We start from the raw sequence: 19755 nt of genomic DNA, 5'->3' as shown, positions 1-19755 counted from the left end.
AAGAGTATTATAATAAGGTGTAAACACAATAGAACATTTAATAATGGAAGAAACAAAGAACTTAGAATTGGGAAGTGGACAAGAGCAAGAAGAGAAGTCAGCTATCGACTTTCAATTGATTTACTCTACACTTATCCTTAACTGGAAATGGTTCGTTCTCTCACTCATTGTATGTTTGGGAATGGGGTATCTCTACTTGCGCTATGCAAAACCTCAATATCAGGCTACAGCAAAGTTGTTGATTAAGGATGACGACCAGAACAAGAGCAGAGGTATGGGTAACAGCATGATTCAAAATGCCGCGAACCTCGGTTTTATTTCAAACTCAAATGGTATAGACAATGAGATTGAAATCCTTTCTGCACAAGACTTGGCCACTCAGGCTGTAATAGACATGAAGTGCTATGTAAACTATTATCACAAAGGCACATTCAAGGATCAGCTGGTTTACAAAGAGCAGGAAGTCAACGTAGATTTAGACCTGGCTCATCTCAAGAAACTGAATGCTCCTATCAAACTCAAAATTGAGAAAGACGGCAACCAGTATTTGGTTACAGGTTCATACTATATTCCTGTTGATGCATTCTCATTTCAGAAGGAGCCTGTAAAAATCGAAAAGACTTTAGCAAGTTTACCTGCAAGCATCAACACCCGCGTCGGAACGCTCAGTTTCACAAAGAATGGCAATTTCAAGTTAAAGGACGGAGAAAGTCTGAAGGCTATCATTGTTTCTCCAGAGATGGCGGCTTCAGGCTATGCTAAAGCATTGGCTGTCAGCCAGACTTCCAAGACGACAACTATTGCCGAACTTGTATTGAAAGACGAAGATCCTCAGCGCAGTATCGACTACCTGAATACATTGATAAAGGTATATAACCGCCAGGCAAACGAGGATAAGAACGAAATTTCTTATCGCACAGAGCAGTTCATCAACCAGCGTCTGGAGAAAATCAACAGCGAGTTGGGTAGTACTGAAGGTCAACTTGAAAGCTACAAGAAGCGTAACAATGTAGTAGAGATGAAGCTCAACGCTACAGCAGCTATAGCAAATTCTGATACATACGCCCAGAAACTCCAGGAGGCCAACACACAGGTTGAACTGCTGAACGAGCTCGGCAAATATATGAACGAGCCGGGCAACAAGTACCAGCCTATCCCATCAAACGTAGGTTTGACAGACGAAAGTTCTACAGAGTTGATTAATGAATACAACAAGATTGCATTGAACCGTAATCAGATGTTGCATTCTGCCAGCGAGAGCTCTCCAACCGTAACCCCATTGACAGCACAGTTGGAAGACCTCACAAAATCTATCAAGCGTGCTATGCGCCAGGCTAAGTTGGGTATGGAAATCCAGCGCAACAGCATCGCTCAACAGGCAGCTATGTATGCTAACCAGATTGGCAACTCTCCAGAACAGGAAAGAGTTCTTACACAAATTGGCCGCCAGCAGGAAGTTAAATCAGGACTTTACCTGATGCTGCTCCAGAAACGAGAGGAAAACTCTATTTCGCTTGCTGCAACAGCAGATAAGGGTAAGGTAATCGATGCACCTTCATTGGTAGGCAAGGTGAGCCCTAAGAGTTCTATCATCATGCTCATCGCATTGGTATTAGGCCTTGCAATCCCAGCAGCCATCCTCTTCCTGATTGAATTCTTCAAGTATAAGATTGAGGGACATGAAGACGTCATGAAGCTGACTCAGATTCCTGTCATTGCCGACATTCCTGTGGCGAGCGATGCTGCCAAGAAGGAAGGCAAGGCAGATATTGTGGTTCACCAGAATGTAAACAACCTGATGGAGGAAATCTTCCGTGGCTTGCGTACCAACATTCAGTTTATGTTGAAGGAAGGCGAGAAGGTAATGCTGTTTACTTCTTCTACCTCAGGTGAAGGTAAAACATTCGTGGCATCAAATGTCGGTATCTCGCTCGCCTTGCTGGGTAAGAAGGTTATAATGGTCGGTCTCGACATCCGTAAGCCTCGTCTGGCAGAGCTCTTCCAGATTGACAACCACCATAATGGTATCACCAATCTGATTGTACACGACCATAATACATGGGATGACATTCAGAAACAGATTCTCTCTTCGGGCGTTAACAGTAACCTCGACCTCCTTATGGCTGGTCCTGTTCCTCCTAACCCAGGAGAGTTAGTAACCAGAGCAAGCCTTGACGACATTATCAGTCAGTTGAAGGAACATTACGACTATGTTATCCTCGATACGGCTCCTGTAGGTCTTGTAAACGACAGTTTGCAGCTTGGACGTCTGGCTAATCTCTGTGTATACGTCTGCCGCGCAGATTATACTCCAAAGGCAAGCTTCGGCATGATCAATGGTCTGAACGAAGAGAAGAAATTGCCTAACATGTGCTTAGTACTCAATGGCGTCGACCTCTCTAAGAAGAAGCACAGTTTCTACTATGGTGTAGGTAAGTATGGCAAGTACGGCAAATATGGCAACTATGGTTCTTATGGCTCATACGGCAAATATGGCAAATATGGAACTTATGGTCAGTATGGCAGCTATGGTAACTACAGCAACAGCCACTATGGCAACGCCAACGACAACAGTATCAAGAAGTAATCAAGAACATATATACAACCAAAAAAGAGAGTCTTTCTATCTATATAGGAAGACTCTTTTAGATTAAAACCCTTCATAACTATGGCAACAATTGCAGTAGATTTCGATGGTACTATCGTAACCCACGAGTACCCTAAGATTGGTACAGAGCTACCATTCGCAACAGAAACATTAAAGATGTTGATAAAAGACCACCACAAGCTGATTCTCTGGAGCGTACGCGAAGGCAAACTCCTTGATGAGGCAGTAGAATGGTGTAGAGAAAGAGGAGTTGAATTCTGGGCTGTAAACAAGGATTACCCTGAGGAAAACCTGGAGAACAACAATCACTTCTCACGCAAGCTTAAAGCCGATTGGTTCATCGATGACCGAGGTATCGGCGGTTTGCCTGACTGGGGTGAGATTTATCAGATTATCACCAACCATACAAGCTATCGTCGAGTACTGAAACAGAAGTTCGGTGAACAGCAAGAAGCTCCTAAAAAGAAACATTGGTGGAGCCGCAGATAACAGATAAAGAAGATATTTCTCCAAAAGATATCATAATAGATACAATAAAAGATATCCCAATAAACAAAAAAGGTGTATTGCTCATTGGCAATACACCTTTTTTTATTTATTGGAATGAATTACTAGTCTGAATTAGAAGAACAAGTAGCGGTTATCAACTACATGAGCGTTCAGATAAAGCTCATTCATGAAGTTACCTGCATACTGCATAGCCTTCTGACGGCACTTCTGCTCGTATGTCTTGTCATCGAACTTAACAGGACGGTTAGTCTTGTTTACAACCTGGAAGAGATAAACACCAGCGTTACCCTTCACAGCGTGAGCAGAGAAAGCACCCTTCTTAGTACCAGAAACAGCACCAGAGAGAGCTGGCTCGCTAGCACCTGTAGCTGCAACAAATACAGGAGCAGCAAAAGTAATCTGGTTTACAGAAGAAACCTTACCGCCCTTAGCCTTAGCTGCAGCAATGTTCTTAACACCATTCACCTTAGCCTCAATCATCTCAGCCTTCTTGTCTTTGATAACCTCAGCCTTAACAGTCTCCTTGACAACAGCATCGTTCAAATCACGATAACCGATGCGATGAATCTTATCAAGAACTACAACCAACAGGTGGTTGTTGTCACCACACTCATAGAGAGGTGAAATCTCACCTTCCTTGCTATCGAAGATCCACTTCAAAGCCTCGCGTGTAGAATGGATGTTTGCTACATAATGAACAGAAGTTGTAATATCCTTCAAGTCCTGAACCTTGTAACCTTCCTTAGCTGCATTCTTCAAGAGATCCTCTGACTTAGGATTTGCACTTACGAAGCTAGAGAACTTGTTGTAAGCTGTACGGTAAGTACCCTGAGAGAAGTCGATAGGCTTCTTGATAACGGCAGCAGTATACTTGCTGACCATTGCCTTGCGGTCAAGAACCTGAAGAACTACATAACCCTGACCCAGCTGAAGCTGGTTCAAAGAATTGACAGCAGCCGTGTTCAATGTATTGATGAATGTCTTATTGTCCTTATCCATAGACTGAGCATACTCATACTGCTTAGTAGTCATCCAAGCCTTGTCACCAGTCTGACCATACTTCTTAGCGATAGCCTCGAAATCAGCACCACCGGCAATAGCGCCTTGAATAGAATCTGCCTTAGTCTTAGCCTCAGCTACAGAGTTTGCAGCAACCTGGATAACACGATACTGTACAGAATCTGGCAATTCCTGCTTAGCTACCAACTTAACGATGTTCAATGTATTGTCACCGGCATTAGCCTTTACAGTAGAGGTAGAACCTACAGCCATAGAATCGAGCTGAGCAGCGATATCACGTGGGAAAGCATCCTTTGAAACAGGAATACCAAGATAGGCTACAGTAGAAGCTGACTTACGTACAACCTCTGTAGGATCTGCAGCAGCGGCCAACTGTGAGTGATAACCTGCAAATTCCTTGTTAAGAGCAGCACGGTCTGCATTTGAAGCCTGAACCTCGATATCAACAAACTTGATGTCACGGCTCTCAACAGGCTGCTTGAAGCGTGCCTTAATCTCATCATACTTAGCCTTCAGATCGCTTTCAGAAATCTTCACCTTATCATCCTGGATATCAGAGTATGGGAAAGCTGCCAACTGAATCTGGCTCTCTTCATTCTCCTCCTTGAAAGCCATCTTAGCCTCTACAGGATTTGACAGGAAGCAACCGGCGAGAAGAGCCTGATACTTCTGAGCCAAAGTCTGCTGACGAAGTGTCTTCTCGATGAATGACCAGTAGTTGTAAATCTTGGTATACTGATCCATCATCTGTGCGTTAGCAGATGGGTTAGCTTTCTGTGCCTTGTAGTCTGCCAAGAACTTCTGGAGAGAAGATGCGTCGAAACGACCAGTCTGCTGATTAACGAAAGGAGTCTGCTGAAGCATAGGGTTAGTACCTGTCTTCAAGATGTCCTGAAGTTCAGCGTCTGTTACTGTAAGACCCAACTTGCTAGCTTCCTTTGCGATAATCTGGTTCTGGATGTATGTATTCCATACCATATCCTTCACCTGATTCATCTGCTCTTCAGGAAGATTTTCCTGACCCTGTTGCATTTTAATAACTTCTGAATACTCATCAACGAGCTTCTGGAAATCCTGCACGCTGATTTTTTCGCCCAAAACCTCACCTATCTGCTGGCGCTCATTATTCTTTGCAGAATCGCAAGAGCGGAAAGCTTCCTCGGCAATAAAGGCGAAAAGGCCGAAACTGATGATACAAACCAGTATCACGCCTCTTTTTCTAATTGTTCCTAATGCTGCCATTACGTTTTAATTATTATTATTATTTTTATTTTTTTCTAAGTTTAGATTGAACCACTTTTAATGCTAGTAGCCAATTGTCTGCAAAAATACAAAAATAATACGAGAAAAGGGAATTTTTTGCTATCTTTTTTGACTATTACCTCAAAAAAAGCAAAAAATTCCCTTTTCTCGCTCAGCTATTTGATGATGTGGAGTTTAACAAGCTCTATTTTACGCGATGTTGACTTGATAATCTTGAACTCAAAGTTATCAAACTTAATCACCTCGTTGAGTTTAGGAAAACTCTGATATTCATGCAATATCAAACCGCCTACAGTCATATATTCATCACTTTCCGGCAGCTCAAGACCAAACATATCGTTCACCTTGTCAATCTCCAGTCGTGCAGAAAGGAGATAGTCACCATCATCGGTTTTCTTAGCTACATATTTGGCTGAATCGTGCTCATCTTCTATATCACCGAAGATTTCCTCCACGATATCTTCCAGACTCACCAAACCGCTGGTACCGCCAAACTCATCTACAACGATACCTAAAGACTTCTTCTGCTGCAAAAAAGTCTGCATCAGTTTCTGCGCCTGCATCGTTTCCGGCACAAATGGAAGTGTACGGATATGATCCTGCCAACGTGAAGGATGGTGGAAGAGTTCGGAACTGTGAATATATCCCGCAATATGATCTATATCCTCTTCATATACAATGATTTTCGAATTACCGCTCTCGATGAATTTCTGCTGCAGTTCTTCGAGAGAAGTATCCATTTCAACTGCCTGAATCTCCGTACGGGGCACCATACAGTCGCGTACTTTAGTATCGGAGAAATCAAGGGCATTCTGAAAGATCTTCACCTCGTCATTAATTTCATCTTCATTGGTAGCATTATCGATACTTGACTGAACAAGATAATCAAGATCTACCTTAGAAAAGCCTTCATCTGTCCCCTCTGCATCCATCTTCATACCCACCAGACGCAATAGACACTTACTCAAGAAAGTACTGAATTTACTGATAGGCCACAATACCACATAGCACAGATAAGCTACCGGACTGAAGATAGAAAGCAAGCGGTTCGGGTTAGACTTGAAAAGCGTCTTTGGCAGAAACTCCCCTGTAAAGAGTACTATCAGTGTAGACAGGATGGTATCTGCAGGCACCGTAAATGCTGCATCAAAGCCTGCGAAAATCGTATTGTCGAAAAGACGGGCTATCAGGATACCATAAACCACAAGGGCTATATTGTTGCCCACGAGCATGGTACTGACAAAGCCATTCGGGTGATTATAAAACAAAGATAACAGTCGCTGCGTAAGGCCATTCTTCTCCTTATCCATCTCCGCCAACATACGATTGGAAGAGACGAAGGCAATCTCCATTCCGCTGAAGAATGCAGAGAAGACCATCGTAATGAGAATGCCTACGACTAAACTCATATCCACCTGTTCATTCATTATATCTTTTTCTTTTTAATTAGTGCATGATAGGAATCGTAGTGGCTCTGACAGGTGTAGCAGGCTGACGGAAGTTATTCTTGACAGAATCAGGCTGGCTGCTCAACGTATCGGCACCACCACCGCCTCCTGTCAGGTCTCCCTTTTCAAAGCTACCCTTCGAATTGCTCACGAAATAGCGCGTCATCTTTTCATCACTCCAGAAATGAGAACCCTGAAGCGTTCTTTCCGGAGTAACAAGTTTGCTGAACACGTTACTTGACAATTCGTGCTTGTTCTGGTCCCAGGTAAGCTGCTCACTGTTGAAGCGCAAGCCTTCCTTGGTCAAGATGCTCACCCTACCATAGAGTTTCCATATCTTCTGTTGATCATAATAATAAGCTGTATCACACTGGATATAGCTATTAATATGGAATTTCTCATCAAACTGCTCCAGCAAAAGTCCCTTATCAAAAATCCACAAGGACGGATTCTTGCTGGTATTCACCTCCCACCGCTCTGTAACGATGCGATATTTGATAACTCCCGAGTCGCTAACCAATGTGTTTACACCATACGACGTCATCATCGCCACCGAGTCTTGCGGACGGATGGCGGGCGCAGTATGTTCTACCTGGTTCTGGCAACCTGCCAAAATCAGGAACATCAGAATACCGACAATATAAGAGCCTTTTATTCTATACATTATTATATAGAGATTCTATACATTATTATATATAAGTGGAAGATTAATCCATCTTCCACTTCTTAAACCAATCCTCGTTGAATGTGAATCCGATATTGATACGGAAAGAATTTTCCTTAATCAGATCCTTAGCCGAACTCTTCACCCACTGACCGCTGATATTCAGCATAGAGCGGTTGTTGTAAGCGTTCATGATAGGAATACCGAAACCGGCACTTACAGAGATTTCCTTCGGACCATCAACACCATTCATCTTATAATAAGGTGTGGCGTAGCTGGCACCTACACGATACTGAACACGCTTGAAGAAAGCACGGCTACGCTCTCCATAGCAATACTGGGCACCAAGATTAAACTTGCTTCTATCTTTGTAGATGCCATCCTGCAAAGTGTAATGGGTACCATCAAAACTAGGATAACCCAAGCTACCCCACTTCTGCAGACTGTAATCAAAGCCAACCTTCCACTGGTTGTTATGATTCCACATCACACCCGCACCAATCATGGTAGGCAACTTGTAAGCCTTGCCGATAGAGTAAGCGGTGGTATCAGTAACACCGTTCTGGGTATCATTAGAAATGATTTTCATATCAGCAGAAGCTCCCAGACCATGTCCTGGTGAGAAGGTGACACCTACGGTAGCCCAATCTTTCTTTGAGAACTGATGGGTATACTGTACACCGAAATCAACCTTATAGCTGTTCACCTGCATAGAATAGTAGCGGGTGAGGGTCTTGTAATAAGAATTGCTGTAGCTGTTTGCTACACTTCTGTCTATACTACCCCAGAGATATGAGAAGTTGGCACCTACGGACAAGCCCTTGACCGGTTCCCAACCCGCACCGATGTATGCCTGATGCAAACCACCATCGCCGGAATAAGTATTAGTATAGTAAGCTTCCTTGTCAGCATTCACCCATTCTGATGCAGAATAATTATAGCCAACATTGGTAAAAGGAATGATACCGAAGCTCATACCTACATGTGGCAGCAAGCGGAAGCCTGCAACAACATACTCAAAATTTGAGTTGTTGGCATTCTTCTTCACACCATTCTCTTCAAAATTTGTCACCTGACCAGAGATACCGGCATCAAGGATAAAAGTCATCGAATCAATCGAAGCATAAGATGCAGGGTTGAGATAGTTCACCTGATTATGCTCATGAAAGCCAAGACCGACTCCATTCATACCGCGATTAAAACCAGAAGTCTGGTCCGACAAGATGCCAAGACCATACTGGCTGTATGGCGAATTAGTACCACTTTGGGCATTAACCATAAGGGCTGACCCCAACAACAGGGTTGCTAAAAAAAGCTTTCTCATTCTTTAATAATCATTCAAAATTATATTCAGAGTGCAAAAGTATTAAAAAAAATCTAGAAAAAAGAAGGATAATTGAAAATAATAAGGTATTTTTGCATCGTGAAACGTTTTAAGCATATTTTTAGTGCCATTTTAGCAGTAATTTTAATCAATTTAACTACTGAAGTGGCTGCGCAGGATTTTTCAAGAGACAAGGACTCTGATATTTCTGTGCAGAACAGTCGTGTCAATGAAGAAGCTACTGCGTGGCTCGATTCTGTTGACATTTCTCTCCTGACTTGCGGACCAGGTCAGGAGGTGTGGTCGTATTATGGACATACCGCTCTACGCATCCAGAACAAAGCTATGGGAACGGATGTTGCCGTCAACTGGGGTATGTTCAGTTTTAACCAAAGTTGCTTTGTACTCCGTTTTGTTTTCGGACTCACCGATTATCAGATCGGCATCTACCCGATGAGCGACTTCATTGCCGAATATGCACATGAAGGCAGATGGGTAAGACAGCAGCGCCTCCGTCTCTCCCGTACAGAGAAACTGGGAATTCTGAGAAGCATCGACAAGAATGCACAGCCGGAGAACCGCGTATACCGCTACAATTTCTTCTATGACAATTGTACGACCCGGGCACGCGAGATGATTCTCTCCAACATTGGGAACCAGAGTACCAACTTTAAAGATATTCCTACCACTTCTACCTACAGGGAAGAGATTCACAAACTCAACGGACAGCACCGCTGGGCAAGATTCGGGAATGACCTCCTTTTGGGTTGTCAGGCAGACCGCCCTATCACACAAAGAGAATGGGAATTCTTGCCAGACAATCTGAGCAAAGACTTCGCCACAGAAGGAAGAACCGACTTTATTGATGCATCTCAGACTACAGACGGCAAAACCAATGCAACAAGTGCCAGCGGCTATATCACTCTGGTAGATGAAACATCCGATATAATCCCAGCCCAGGCACAAATAACAGACGATGCTCCTGTTACACCGCAAATGATAGCCATAGCCCTGTCAATCATCATTATAGGAACAACGGTAAGAGAATGTATAAAAAAGAAAAACTACTGGTGGTTTGATGCCATTCTGCTCGTCCTGACAGGATTACCGGGACTGATTCTCTTTGCCATGATCTTCTCGCAGCATCCTACCGTACAGATAAATTTCCAGATTCTGATACTGAATCCGCTCAACCTCATCTTCGCCTGGAAGACGGTCAAGAGGATGAAAGCAGGTCATCTGTATTGGTATTACGAACTTCTGGGATGGCTTCTGCTCATAGCCCTGTTCTTACAGATATGGCAGAACTATGCTGAGGGTATGAGTATTTTGGCACTTTCTTTGCTAGCGAGATACTGCGTCAAGTCGACCATGATGGATTTAAGTCCAAACAATTATGGTTTGCAGAAGCATATCGTAAAGAAATTCAGAAAGAATAAATAGACATTAAAATATACGTAAGGAAACGATTGGCACAACATCGTTTCCGAACAGAAGAAGATAAACAACAATGATGGTAAACAGATATATCACAGCCCTTTTGGTTGTCCTGGCGGCAACCGGCATGGAGGCGCAGACTTATCAGCAGGCGCTGAAGTTTGCGCTTACGGATATATCCTACGATGAATTCATCCAGCAACCGGAGGCGAAGGCATTGGAGGAGGACATTCTCTGCGTGCTCAAAGCCATCAAAGCGGCTTCAGAAGATGAAAGCATCGCAACGCATCATCCTACCTTGTCGGCAATACTAGCCTCCAATTCTTCTGACATTCTGACAGACATTCATTCACATATTTATTATGAATCCCCTACGGAGCACAGACACAAAGTTCCGTATGGGAGTATCGTTATTCGAGGTCCAGACTGCTGATTTTGTGCTTTCTGTAAGCAAAACTCAGAAGATTTGCCATAAAAACAGGTAATAATTGGCAATTTCTTGCAGATTTACGGATATTTTTAGTAAATTTGCAAGCTAGTAAACAAACAACAGGAAAAAGCAGAAGAGGAAAAAGGACTGACAGAGCAGCATTTGTCTTCACTTCTTTAACTCCTTAACTTCTTTTACTCCTATATTTCGAATAATAATAAAAAATAAATATACAATGAACTTTAACAAAATTCTCCAGTCATTGTTTGGCAACAAGTCAACACGAGATATGAAGTTGATTCAGCCAATCGTAGAAAAGATCAAGGCAGAGTATCCTAAGATGCAGGCCTTAAGCAATGACGAACTTCGTGCAAAAACAAAGGAAATCCAGAAGTACGTAAAAGAGTATGCCAACGAGGAAAAGGCTAAGATTGCTGAACTCAAGGCAAAAATCGAAGACACTCCTATCGATGAGCGTGAAGGTATCTTCAACCAGATTGATAAGTTGGAGCAGGAAGCACTCGACAAGTATGAGGTAGCCCTCAACGAGGTTTTGCCTCAGGTTTTCGCTATCGTTAAGGATACTGCTCGCCGTTTCGCTGAGAACGAGGAAACAATAGTTACTGCTACCGACTTCGACCGCGAGTTGGCTTCTAATCCAGCTAACGACTTCGTTACCATCGATGGCGACAAGGCTATCTATCACAACCACTGGACTGCCGGTGGTAATGACATGAAGTGGGAAATGATCCACTATGATGTACAGCTCTTCGGTGGTGTTGTTCTCCATCAGGGTAAGATTGCCGAGATGGCTACCGGTGAGGGTAAAACCCTTGTAGGTACTACTCCTATCTTCCTGAACGCCCTCACAGGCAATGGTGTTCACGTCGTTACCGTGAACGACTACTTGGCTAAGCGTGACTCTGAGTGGATGGGACCTCTCTATATGTTCCATGGTCTCTCTGTAGATTGTATCGACAAGCACCGTCCTAATTCCGACGAGCGTCGCAAGGCATACCTGGCAGATATCACCTTCGGTACCAACAACGAGTTTGGTTTCGATTATCTTCGTGATAACATGGCTACCAACCCAGCCGACCTGGTACAACGCCAGCACAACTACGCCATCGTCGATGAGGTCGACTCTGTGTTGATTGATGACGCCCGTACCCCATTGATTATCTCTGGTCCTATTCCAAAGGGCGATGACCAGATGTTCGAGCAGTATCAGCCATTGGTTGAGAAACTTTACGAGGTACAGCGCAAGCAGGCTACAGAATTGCTCGCCGAGGCTAAGCAGAAGATTAACGAAGGTACAAAGGCTAAGAATCAAGAACTCCTTGACGAAGGTTTCCTCGCACTCTTCCGTTCTTACAAGGCATTGCCTAAGAACAAGCCATTGATCAAGTATCTTTCTGAGGAAGGTATCAAGGCTGGTCTGCTGAAGACTGAGGAGTACTACATGGCAAACAATAACCGTGAGATGCCTAAGGCTACTGAGCCATTGTACTTCGTAGTAGACGAGAAAATGAATTCTGCCGACCTTACCGATAAGGGAACCGACTGGTTGGCTAAGCAGGTAAACGACAAGGAACTCTTCGTATTGCCTGATATCACAACTGAGATGAGCGAACTCGAGGCTCGTACAGACCTTTCAGACCAGGAGCGTCTTGACAAGAAAGACGAGATGCTGGCTCACTATGGTGTACAGAGCGAACGTGTTCACACCTTGCAGCAGCTCTTGAAAGCATACACCATGTTTAATAACAACGACGAGTATGTCGTGATGGACGGACAGGTGAAGATTGTGGATGAGCAGACAGGACGTATCATGGAAGGCCGTCGCTGGAGCGATGGTTTGCACCAGGCTATTGAGGCTAAGGAGCATGTAAAGGTAGAGGCTGCTACACAGACCTTCGCTACCATCACACTTCAGAACTACTTCCGTATGTACCACAAGCTCGCCGGTATGACCGGTACTGCAAGTACAGAGTCAGGTGAGTTCTGGGATATCTACAAACTCGATGTTGTTGAGATTCCAACCAACCGTCCTATCCAGCGTAAGGACTTGGATGACCGTGTATACAAGACAGCCCGCGAGAAGTATCGTGCAGTTATCGACGAAATCGAGGAAACACGTAATGCTGGCCGCCCAGTCTTGGTAGGTACTACATCTGTCGAGATTTCTGAGTTGTTGAGCAAGATGTTGAAGATGCGCAACATTCCTCATAATGTATTGAACGCTAAGTTGCACCAGCAGGAGGCTCAGATTGTAGCCGAGGCAGGTCGCTCAGTTAACGGTAAGGGTGCCGTAACCATCGCTACCAACATGGCAGGTCGTGGTACCGATATCAAGCTGACTCCTGAGGTAAAGGCTGCAGGTGGTCTTGCCATCATCGGTACAGAGCGTCATGAGAGCCGTCGTGTAGACCGTCAGCTCCGTGGTCGTGCCGGTCGTCAGGGTGACCCAGGTTCTTCTGTATTCTATGTATCATTGGAGGATAAGCTGATGCGTCTGTTCGCTTCAGAGCGTATCGCCAAGGTAATGGACCGTCTCGGTTTCGAGGATGGCGAGCGTATCGAGAGCCCAATGATCAGCAAGAGCATCGAGCGTGCTCAGCGCAAGGTTGAGGAAAACAACTTCGGTATCCGTAAACACCTCTTGGAGTATGATGACGTGATGAACCGTCAGCGTACCGTTATCTACGAGAAGCGTCGCCACGCCCTCATGGGTGAGCGTATCGGTATGGATATTGCCAACATCATCTGGGACCGCGTATTGAACATCGTCAACAACAACGACTTCTTCGGTGCCAAGGAAGAGTTCCTGAAAGTTCTCGCTATGGAGATTCCATTCAACGAGGATGAGTATGAGAACGGCAGACGTGAGGATTTGGCAGAGCGCGCTTTCCAGGAAGCAATGGCTACATTCAAGCGTAAGACAGACCGCATCCAGACTACAGCTATGCCTATCATCAAGCAGGTATACGAAAACCAGGGTGCTATGTACGAACGTATCATGGTGCCTATCACAGACGGCAAACGCATGTACAATATTCCTTGCAACCTCAAGGAGGCATACGAGAGCGAGGCTAAGAACGTGGTGAAGGAGTTTGAGAAGAGCGTTGTTCTCCAGATTATCGATGACGACTGGAAGGAGAACCTCCGCAAGCTCGACGAACTGAAGCACTCTGTACAGAATGCAAGCTACGAGCAGAAGGATCCTCTCCTCATCTTCAAGTTGGAGAGTGCCAAGGTTTGGGATGCCATGATCAATGACATGTACGACCGTATTGCAAGTATCCTGATGCGTGGTCAGATTCCAGTAATGGAGCAAGAGCAGCCAGTTCAGGAGGCAGCTCCTGAGCAGCGCACTCAGCAGAACTATGTTGAGAGCAAGGTTGATTTGGATGCAGAGCGTGAGGCCCAGGAGGCAGCTGCTAACCAGGATACCCGAGAGGGCGCACAAGTAAACCGCACTCCTTACCGTGCAGAGCACATGCCACGTCCTAACGACCCATGTCCATGCGGAAGCGGCAAGAAGTTTAAGAACTGCCACGGCAGAAACCTGTAATCACAGAAAATGATGATGCTCTTATATATAATAAGGTATAAGAACATTCATCATCAGAAATAATGATAAGAATACCTAGATTTGATGATACTCTCATCATTTCTAGGTATTTTTGTTTTAAAACTACATTATTGCTACCAAGTTGCAAAAAATTATTAGTATTTTTGCAGTTGAAAAGAAAAAATAGCTGACCATGAGGTCATGCTCCAAAGAAAAGAACAAGATTAAAACAAGGAAAGATATATGAAATTATCAGAACTTAAAACAGGTGAAAGCGCCGTTATCGTCAAGGTATCCGGTCATGGTGGCTTCCGCAAGAGAGTCATCGAAATGGGATTCATCAAGGGCAAGAAGGTAGATGTGCTCCTTAACGCCCCACTCCAGGACCCAGTGAAATACAAGATTATGGGTTACGAGGTGTCACTCCGCCACAGCGAAGCCGACCATATAGAGGTGGTTTCCATTGATGAAGCCAAGAACGATGCAAAGCTCAGCAAGGCGGAAGAAGAAGACCGCCAGCAGGTAATTGACTCAAAAGTAGTAGATTCCAACGATAGCGACGAGCAGGCGCTCGGCGACAAGATGCTCGTGGCTGAAAGAAAAGACAATGCCAGCAACGAAGCCCTGGCTGAACAGGAAGCAGAAAGACTCCACCACGTCATCAACGTGGCACTGGTGGGAAATCCAAACTGCGGTAAGACTTCCCTCTTCAACTTCGCATCGGGTGCTCACGAACGTGTTGGAAATTATAGTGGTGTAACCGTGGATGCCAAGGTAGGTGAAGCCGATTTCAACGGCTACCACTTCAATCTGGTAGATTTACCGGGCACCTATTCGCTTTCAGCCTATTCTCCAGAAGAACTCTATGTGCGCAAGCAACTCATCGAGCATACGCCGGATATCGTCATCAACGTCATCGACACCAGCAACCTGGAGCGCAATCTCTATCTCACCACCCAGTTGATAGACATGCACATCCGCATGGTCTGCGCCCTCAATATGTTTGATGAAACCGAGAAGCGTGGCGATAACATCGACTACGACAAACTGGGCGAACTCTTCGGTATCTCGATGATTCCTACCGTCTTCACCAATGGTCGAGGCGTAGATAAGCTCTTCGAAACCATCATCGAGCTATACGAAGGCAAGGAAGATGCCAGCGCTCACTATCGCCATATCCACATCAACCACGGACATGAGATAGAGCATGGTATCGAACATATCCAGAAATATCTGAAGGCAGATGATTCCATCCGCCAGCGCTACTCTACCCGATACCTCTCTATCAAGTTGTTGGAGAATGATAAGCACGCCGAGGAATACGTAAGCCATCTGAACTCTGCCAAGGAAATCTTCGCAGCCCGTGATGAGGCAGCCAAACGTGTGAAGGAAGAGAGCCTGGAAGATAGCGAAACCGCCATCATGGATGCCAAATACGGTTTCATTCATGGCGCATTGCAGGAAGCAGGCTATGAACCGGGCAAGGCGAAGGATACCTATCAGGTAACCCACCTCATCGACAGCATCCTGACCAATAAATATGTAGGCTTCCCTATCTTCATTCTCCTGCTGTTCATCATGTTCTCAGCCACCTTCGTACTGGGCGAGATTCCTAAGGGATGGATTGAGGACGGCGTGGCATGGTTGGGAGAATTCATCAGTACCACAATGCCGGATGGACCAGTGAAGGATATGCTGGTAGATGGTGTGATTGGTGGTGTAGGTGCCGTGATCGTGTTCCTGCCACAGATTCTGATTCTGTATTTCTTCATCTCTTATATGGAGGATTCGGGATATATGGCTCGTGCGGCATTCATCATGGATAAGCTGATGCACAAGATGGGCCTGCATGGCAAGTCATTCATCCCGCTGATTATGGGATTCGGATGTAACGTGCCTGCGGTGATGGCAACGAGAACCATCGAGAGTCACCGTTCGCGTCTGATTACGATGCTGATTCTGCCATTGATGAGCTGTTCGGCTCGCCTGCCAATCTACATCATGGTCATCGGAACGTTCTTTGCCATCCAATACCGTTCACTCATCATGGTATCGCTCTATCTCATCGGCATCTTCCTAGCCGTGATATTGAGCCGCATCTTTGCCAGTTTCGTGGTGAAGGGCGAAGATACCCCATTCGTAATGGAGCTGCCTCCTTACCGTTTCCCTACCTGGAAGGCGATAGGCCGACATACCTGGGAGAAGGGTAAGCAGTACTTGAAGAAGATGGGTGGTATCATCCTTGTAGCAAGTATCATCGTATGGGCTTTGGGTTATTTCCCTCATAATGAAGAACTTGATAACCAGGCTCAGCAGGAACAGAGCTATATCGGCAGAATCGGTAAGACCATCGAGCCTATCTTTACCCCACAGGGTTTCGACTGGAAACTGGATGTGGGCTTGGTTTCCGGAGTGGGTGCCAAGGAGATTGTAGCCTCAACGATGGGTGTGCTCTACAGCAACAACGACAGTTTCTCTGACGATCAGGATTACAACGATGAAGACGGGAAATATGAGGTTTTGAAGAAGCAGATGACTTCTGATTTGAAGAAGACCTACGGTTACAGCGATGCCGAGGCAGCAGCGAAGGCAACGCTCACCGCCTACTGTTTCCTCCTCTTCGTATTACTCTACTTCCCTTGCATCGCCACCATTGCCGCCATTAAGGGTGAGACGGGCAGTTGGAAATGGGCAGGCTTCGCCGCCGGCTACACCACGCTCCTGGCATGGGTAGTATCAGCCCTGGTCTTCCAGATAGGAAGTTTGTTTATCTAATCAAGGTGTCTGCTTTAAGAAAACAAACAAAGAGAGCGCACAACACCTGAACGACAGCCGCACAACAGCTGAACGACGCTCGCACAACACCTGTTGTGCAAGCGCACATCAGCTGTTGTGCGGCTTACTATATAATATATCCAGAAGACTTATTCTATATATCTGAAAGACTTCAAGTAACTATTCGGAAGACTTTAGGCATATACAAGAACGATATCAGTCATATACCTGAACGACATCAATCATATCATTAGAAGACATCAACCGTTTCCTTATTCAAGATAATCTCTTTCCTACCTTTGCGGCAACAAATGCTATCATCAGACCCAGGCAGGCTGCGATGCTGATGGCGATGCGGAGTCCGGTGGCCTCAGCAAGCCATCCGATAACCGGAGGTCCTACAAGGAAACCGAAGAAGCTGATGCTCGAAACGATGGTAATAGCGATGCTCGCCTTGATGGTTCCCAGTTTTCCGGCGATACTGTAACAGATAGGAACCGATGAAGAGATGCCGAAACCTACCAGCAGGAAGCCCAAGGTGGCAGGAATCAGATAAGGCAAGGCAGCAGCCAGCCACAAACCAGCCAATATCAAACCACCACAAATCTTCAAAACCCTAGCTGGGCCGTATTTCGTAACAAACCCATCGGCAAGGAATCTACCCAGAGTCATCGCTCCCATGCCAGCCACATAGCCCGCACGGATAAAAGCCTCATCGGGTTTTACTACTGATGAGAAATACACACCACTCCAATCATAAACGGTACCTTCACAGAACATGCCGGCAAATCCCATCAGTCCCAAAAGGAACAGAATCGGGTCGATGGTCTTGAAAGAGAACTTCGGAACATCCTCCTCTTCTGCTTTCGCCATGGCATCATTAACAAGAAAGCGGAAACCGACAGCAACGATGAGAATACTCAGAGCCAGAATAGTTCCAAAGTGGACATCTATCGGGAGTAAAGTATTGGCAAAGATGGCACCGATGATACCACCGGAGAATCCCCCCAAACTCCACAGACCATGAAACGACGACATGATGTTGCGCCCATACATCTTCTCTACCAGACATGCCTGCGTATTGGTGGCAATGTTCATCAAATTCGCCATCATTCCGAAAGCAATAAGACTCAAAATCAGATGAAAAACCGTAGTACTGCTACCGATGCAGAAAAGAACCAGAACATAGAGCAACTCAGAGAGAACCAGCATCTTCTTGCTGCCAAATCTACTCACCAGGATACCCGAGAAAGCCATCATCAGAAGCTGGCCGATAGGGATGGCAAAGAGCACAGTTCCCAGCTGTCCGTTGCTCAGATGCAACATCTGTTTTACATCCGGAATACGGCTTGCCCAACTGGCAAACACTACTCCCGGTACAAAATAATAAGCCGCAACCGCCACTCGCTTGCGCGCCAAATCACTCAAATTACTTAAATTACTCAAACTGATTGTCATCCTTAATAATATACCTATTATAAATACTTATTTCTATTAGCGGCTGCAAAATTACAAAAAAAAGCAGAAAAAGAGTGATATTTGAACAAAAAATATAGCTCGGTATGAGATTTTTGACGTACCTTTGCACTCAGAAAAAGAATTAAAAACAAACTAGCAATGAAGAAACAAACAATGATTACCCTGGCACTCGCCTTGACTTTGGCGATGCCAACCATGCCCGCCTTCGCCCAAAAGGCGATGAGCAAGAAAGAAATCGCCGAAAAAGAAAAGGCTTTCAAGAACCTTCAGCATCCCTGGAAGGGAAAGAAGGTGGCTTACTTCGGTGACTCCATCACCGACCCAAGAATCAAGGCATCGAAGGTGAAATACTGGGGATTCCTGCAGGATTGGCTCGGCATCACTCCATACGTTTATGGCGTGAGCGGCAGACAGTGGAACGACATTCCCCGACAGGCTGATCTACTCCAGAAAGAGCATGGCGATGATTTTGATGCCATTCTCATCTTTATGGGAACCAACGATTACAACAACGGTGTGCCTGTAGGCGAATGGTATACAGAAACTTTCGACAGCGTGAGAGTAGCCCGCCACAAGCCAAGCGAAATGGTACAGCGCCGCCACCGCCACTTCTGTATGGACAAGAATACATTGAAAGGTCGCATCAACATCGCCATGTCGAAGCTGAAGCAGATGTATCCTACCAAGCAAATCGTGGTGATGACTCCTGTGCACCGTGCCCTCTTTGCCAGTGGTGACAAGAACATCCAGCCAGATGAGATGTACGAGAATGCGCGTGGCATCTTCTTCGATGAATACGTGAAGGCGATTAAGGAAACAGGCAATGTCTGGGCGGTTCCGGTCATCGACCTCAACTCCCTTTCGGGTCTCTTTCCTCTTTATGATGCTGGTGCCCAGATGTTCAACAAGCCGGATACCGACCGTCTTCATCCTAATGATGCCGGCCACTCCCGCATGGCTAAGACCATCATGCAGCAGCTCTCTGCATTGCCTTGCGTCTTCTAGAAATCCACATCATTTTCTGCCCGCGTACATGAGCATCCATACCCACGTACACGGTGTCTTTTTGTAAATATGGTTGACTCCTAAAGTTTCAATTACATGAAAGAATCATTAGAAGCAACACTGAAAGATGTCGAACTTACCAAGGAAGTGTACCGTCTGTACACTCTTGAGCACCTAACACAACAAGAGATTTCAGTTAAATTGTGTATAGGTCGCTC

General features: G+C 45.3%; 12 protein-coding genes. 7 read left to right on the top strand and 5 right to left on the bottom strand.

What is annotated here, in order from left to right; genetic code table 11:
• Positions 1-43 precede the first annotated feature (43 nt).
• Together KSW37_RS08145 and KSW37_RS08140 are read left to right on the top strand one after the other, a co-directional pair.
• Positions 44-2587: a GumC family protein gene (locus tag KSW37_RS08145; protein WP_217314013.1), complete on the top strand. Its 2544-nt coding sequence runs from the start codon at positions 44-46 to the stop codon at positions 2585-2587.
• 81 nt (positions 2588-2668) lie between these two features.
• Positions 2669-3097 carry a BT0820 family HAD-type phosphatase gene (locus KSW37_RS08140; protein WP_217314012.1) on the top strand — a complete coding sequence of 143 codons (429 nt, stop codon included), beginning with the start codon at positions 2669-2671 and terminating at the stop codon, positions 3095-3097.
• A gap of 132 nt (positions 3098-3229) precedes the next feature.
• On the opposite strand, the gene KSW37_RS08135 is transcribed toward KSW37_RS08140, so the two are convergent.
• The 4 genes from KSW37_RS08135 to KSW37_RS08120 form a co-directional block, all read right to left on the bottom strand.
• A complete protein-coding gene (locus KSW37_RS08135; RefSeq protein WP_217314011.1) occupies positions 3230-5380 on the bottom strand; it encodes a peptidylprolyl isomerase in 2151 nt (716 codons plus the stop codon).
• A 176-nt stretch (positions 5381-5556) separates the two neighbouring features.
• Entirely contained in the window at positions 5557-6828 is a 1272-nt protein-coding gene (locus KSW37_RS08130) for a hemolysin family protein (protein WP_217314010.1), read from the bottom strand.
• 19 nt (positions 6829-6847) lie between these two features.
• Positions 6848-7474: an LPS export ABC transporter periplasmic protein LptC gene (gene lptC / locus KSW37_RS08125; protein ID WP_437183117.1), complete on the bottom strand. Its 627-nt coding sequence runs from the start codon at positions 7472-7474 to the stop codon at positions 6848-6850.
• Positions 7475-7556: 82 nt separating this feature from the next.
• Positions 7557-8837, bottom strand: a complete 1281-nt coding sequence (locus tag KSW37_RS08120; protein WP_217314008.1) for a hypothetical protein — start codon at positions 8835-8837, stop codon at positions 7557-7559.
• 165 nt (positions 8838-9002) lie between these two features.
• Between KSW37_RS08120 and KSW37_RS08115 the strand changes: the two genes are divergently transcribed.
• The 4 genes from KSW37_RS08115 (at position 9003) to feoB (ending at position 17053) form a co-directional block, all read left to right on the top strand.
• Positions 9003-10280: an Lnb N-terminal periplasmic domain-containing protein gene (locus tag KSW37_RS08115; RefSeq protein WP_367397494.1), complete on the top strand. Its 1278-nt coding sequence runs from the start codon at positions 9003-9005 to the stop codon at positions 10278-10280.
• A gap of 67 nt (positions 10281-10347) precedes the next feature.
• On the top strand, positions 10348-10707 hold the full coding sequence (locus KSW37_RS15995) for a hypothetical protein (protein WP_254368590.1): 360 nt from the start codon (positions 10348-10350) through the stop codon (positions 10705-10707).
• A gap of 232 nt (positions 10708-10939) precedes the next feature.
• On the top strand, positions 10940-14278 hold the full coding sequence (gene secA, locus KSW37_RS08105; protein ID WP_217314006.1) for a preprotein translocase subunit SecA: 3339 nt from the start codon (positions 10940-10942) through the stop codon (positions 14276-14278).
• A gap of 243 nt (positions 14279-14521) precedes the next feature.
• Positions 14522-17053 (top strand): ferrous iron transport protein B, encoded by a 2532-nt coding sequence (gene feoB, locus KSW37_RS08100; RefSeq protein WP_217314005.1) that lies wholly within the window; start codon positions 14522-14524, stop codon positions 17051-17053.
• A gap of 276 nt (positions 17054-17329) precedes the next feature.
• Here feoB and KSW37_RS08095 read toward each other — a convergent pair whose 3' ends face one another.
• Entirely contained in the window at positions 17330-18499 is a 1170-nt protein-coding gene (locus KSW37_RS08095; RefSeq protein WP_217314004.1) for an MFS transporter, read from the bottom strand.
• Between the two features lie 171 nt (positions 18500-18670).
• Between KSW37_RS08095 and KSW37_RS08090 the strand changes: the two genes are divergently transcribed.
• Positions 18671-19537: an SGNH/GDSL hydrolase family protein gene (locus tag KSW37_RS08090; protein ID WP_254368589.1), complete on the top strand. Its 867-nt coding sequence runs from the start codon at positions 18671-18673 to the stop codon at positions 19535-19537.
• The last annotated feature ends 218 nt before the right edge of the window (positions 19538-19755 follow it).

The sequence above is a fragment of the Segatella copri genome (genome assembly GCF_019127135.1).
GTDB lineage: Bacteria > Bacteroidota > Bacteroidia > Bacteroidales > Bacteroidaceae > Prevotella.
The sequence above is the reverse complement of the archived record's forward strand: the minus strand, read 5'-3'. Positions and strand labels throughout refer to the sequence as shown.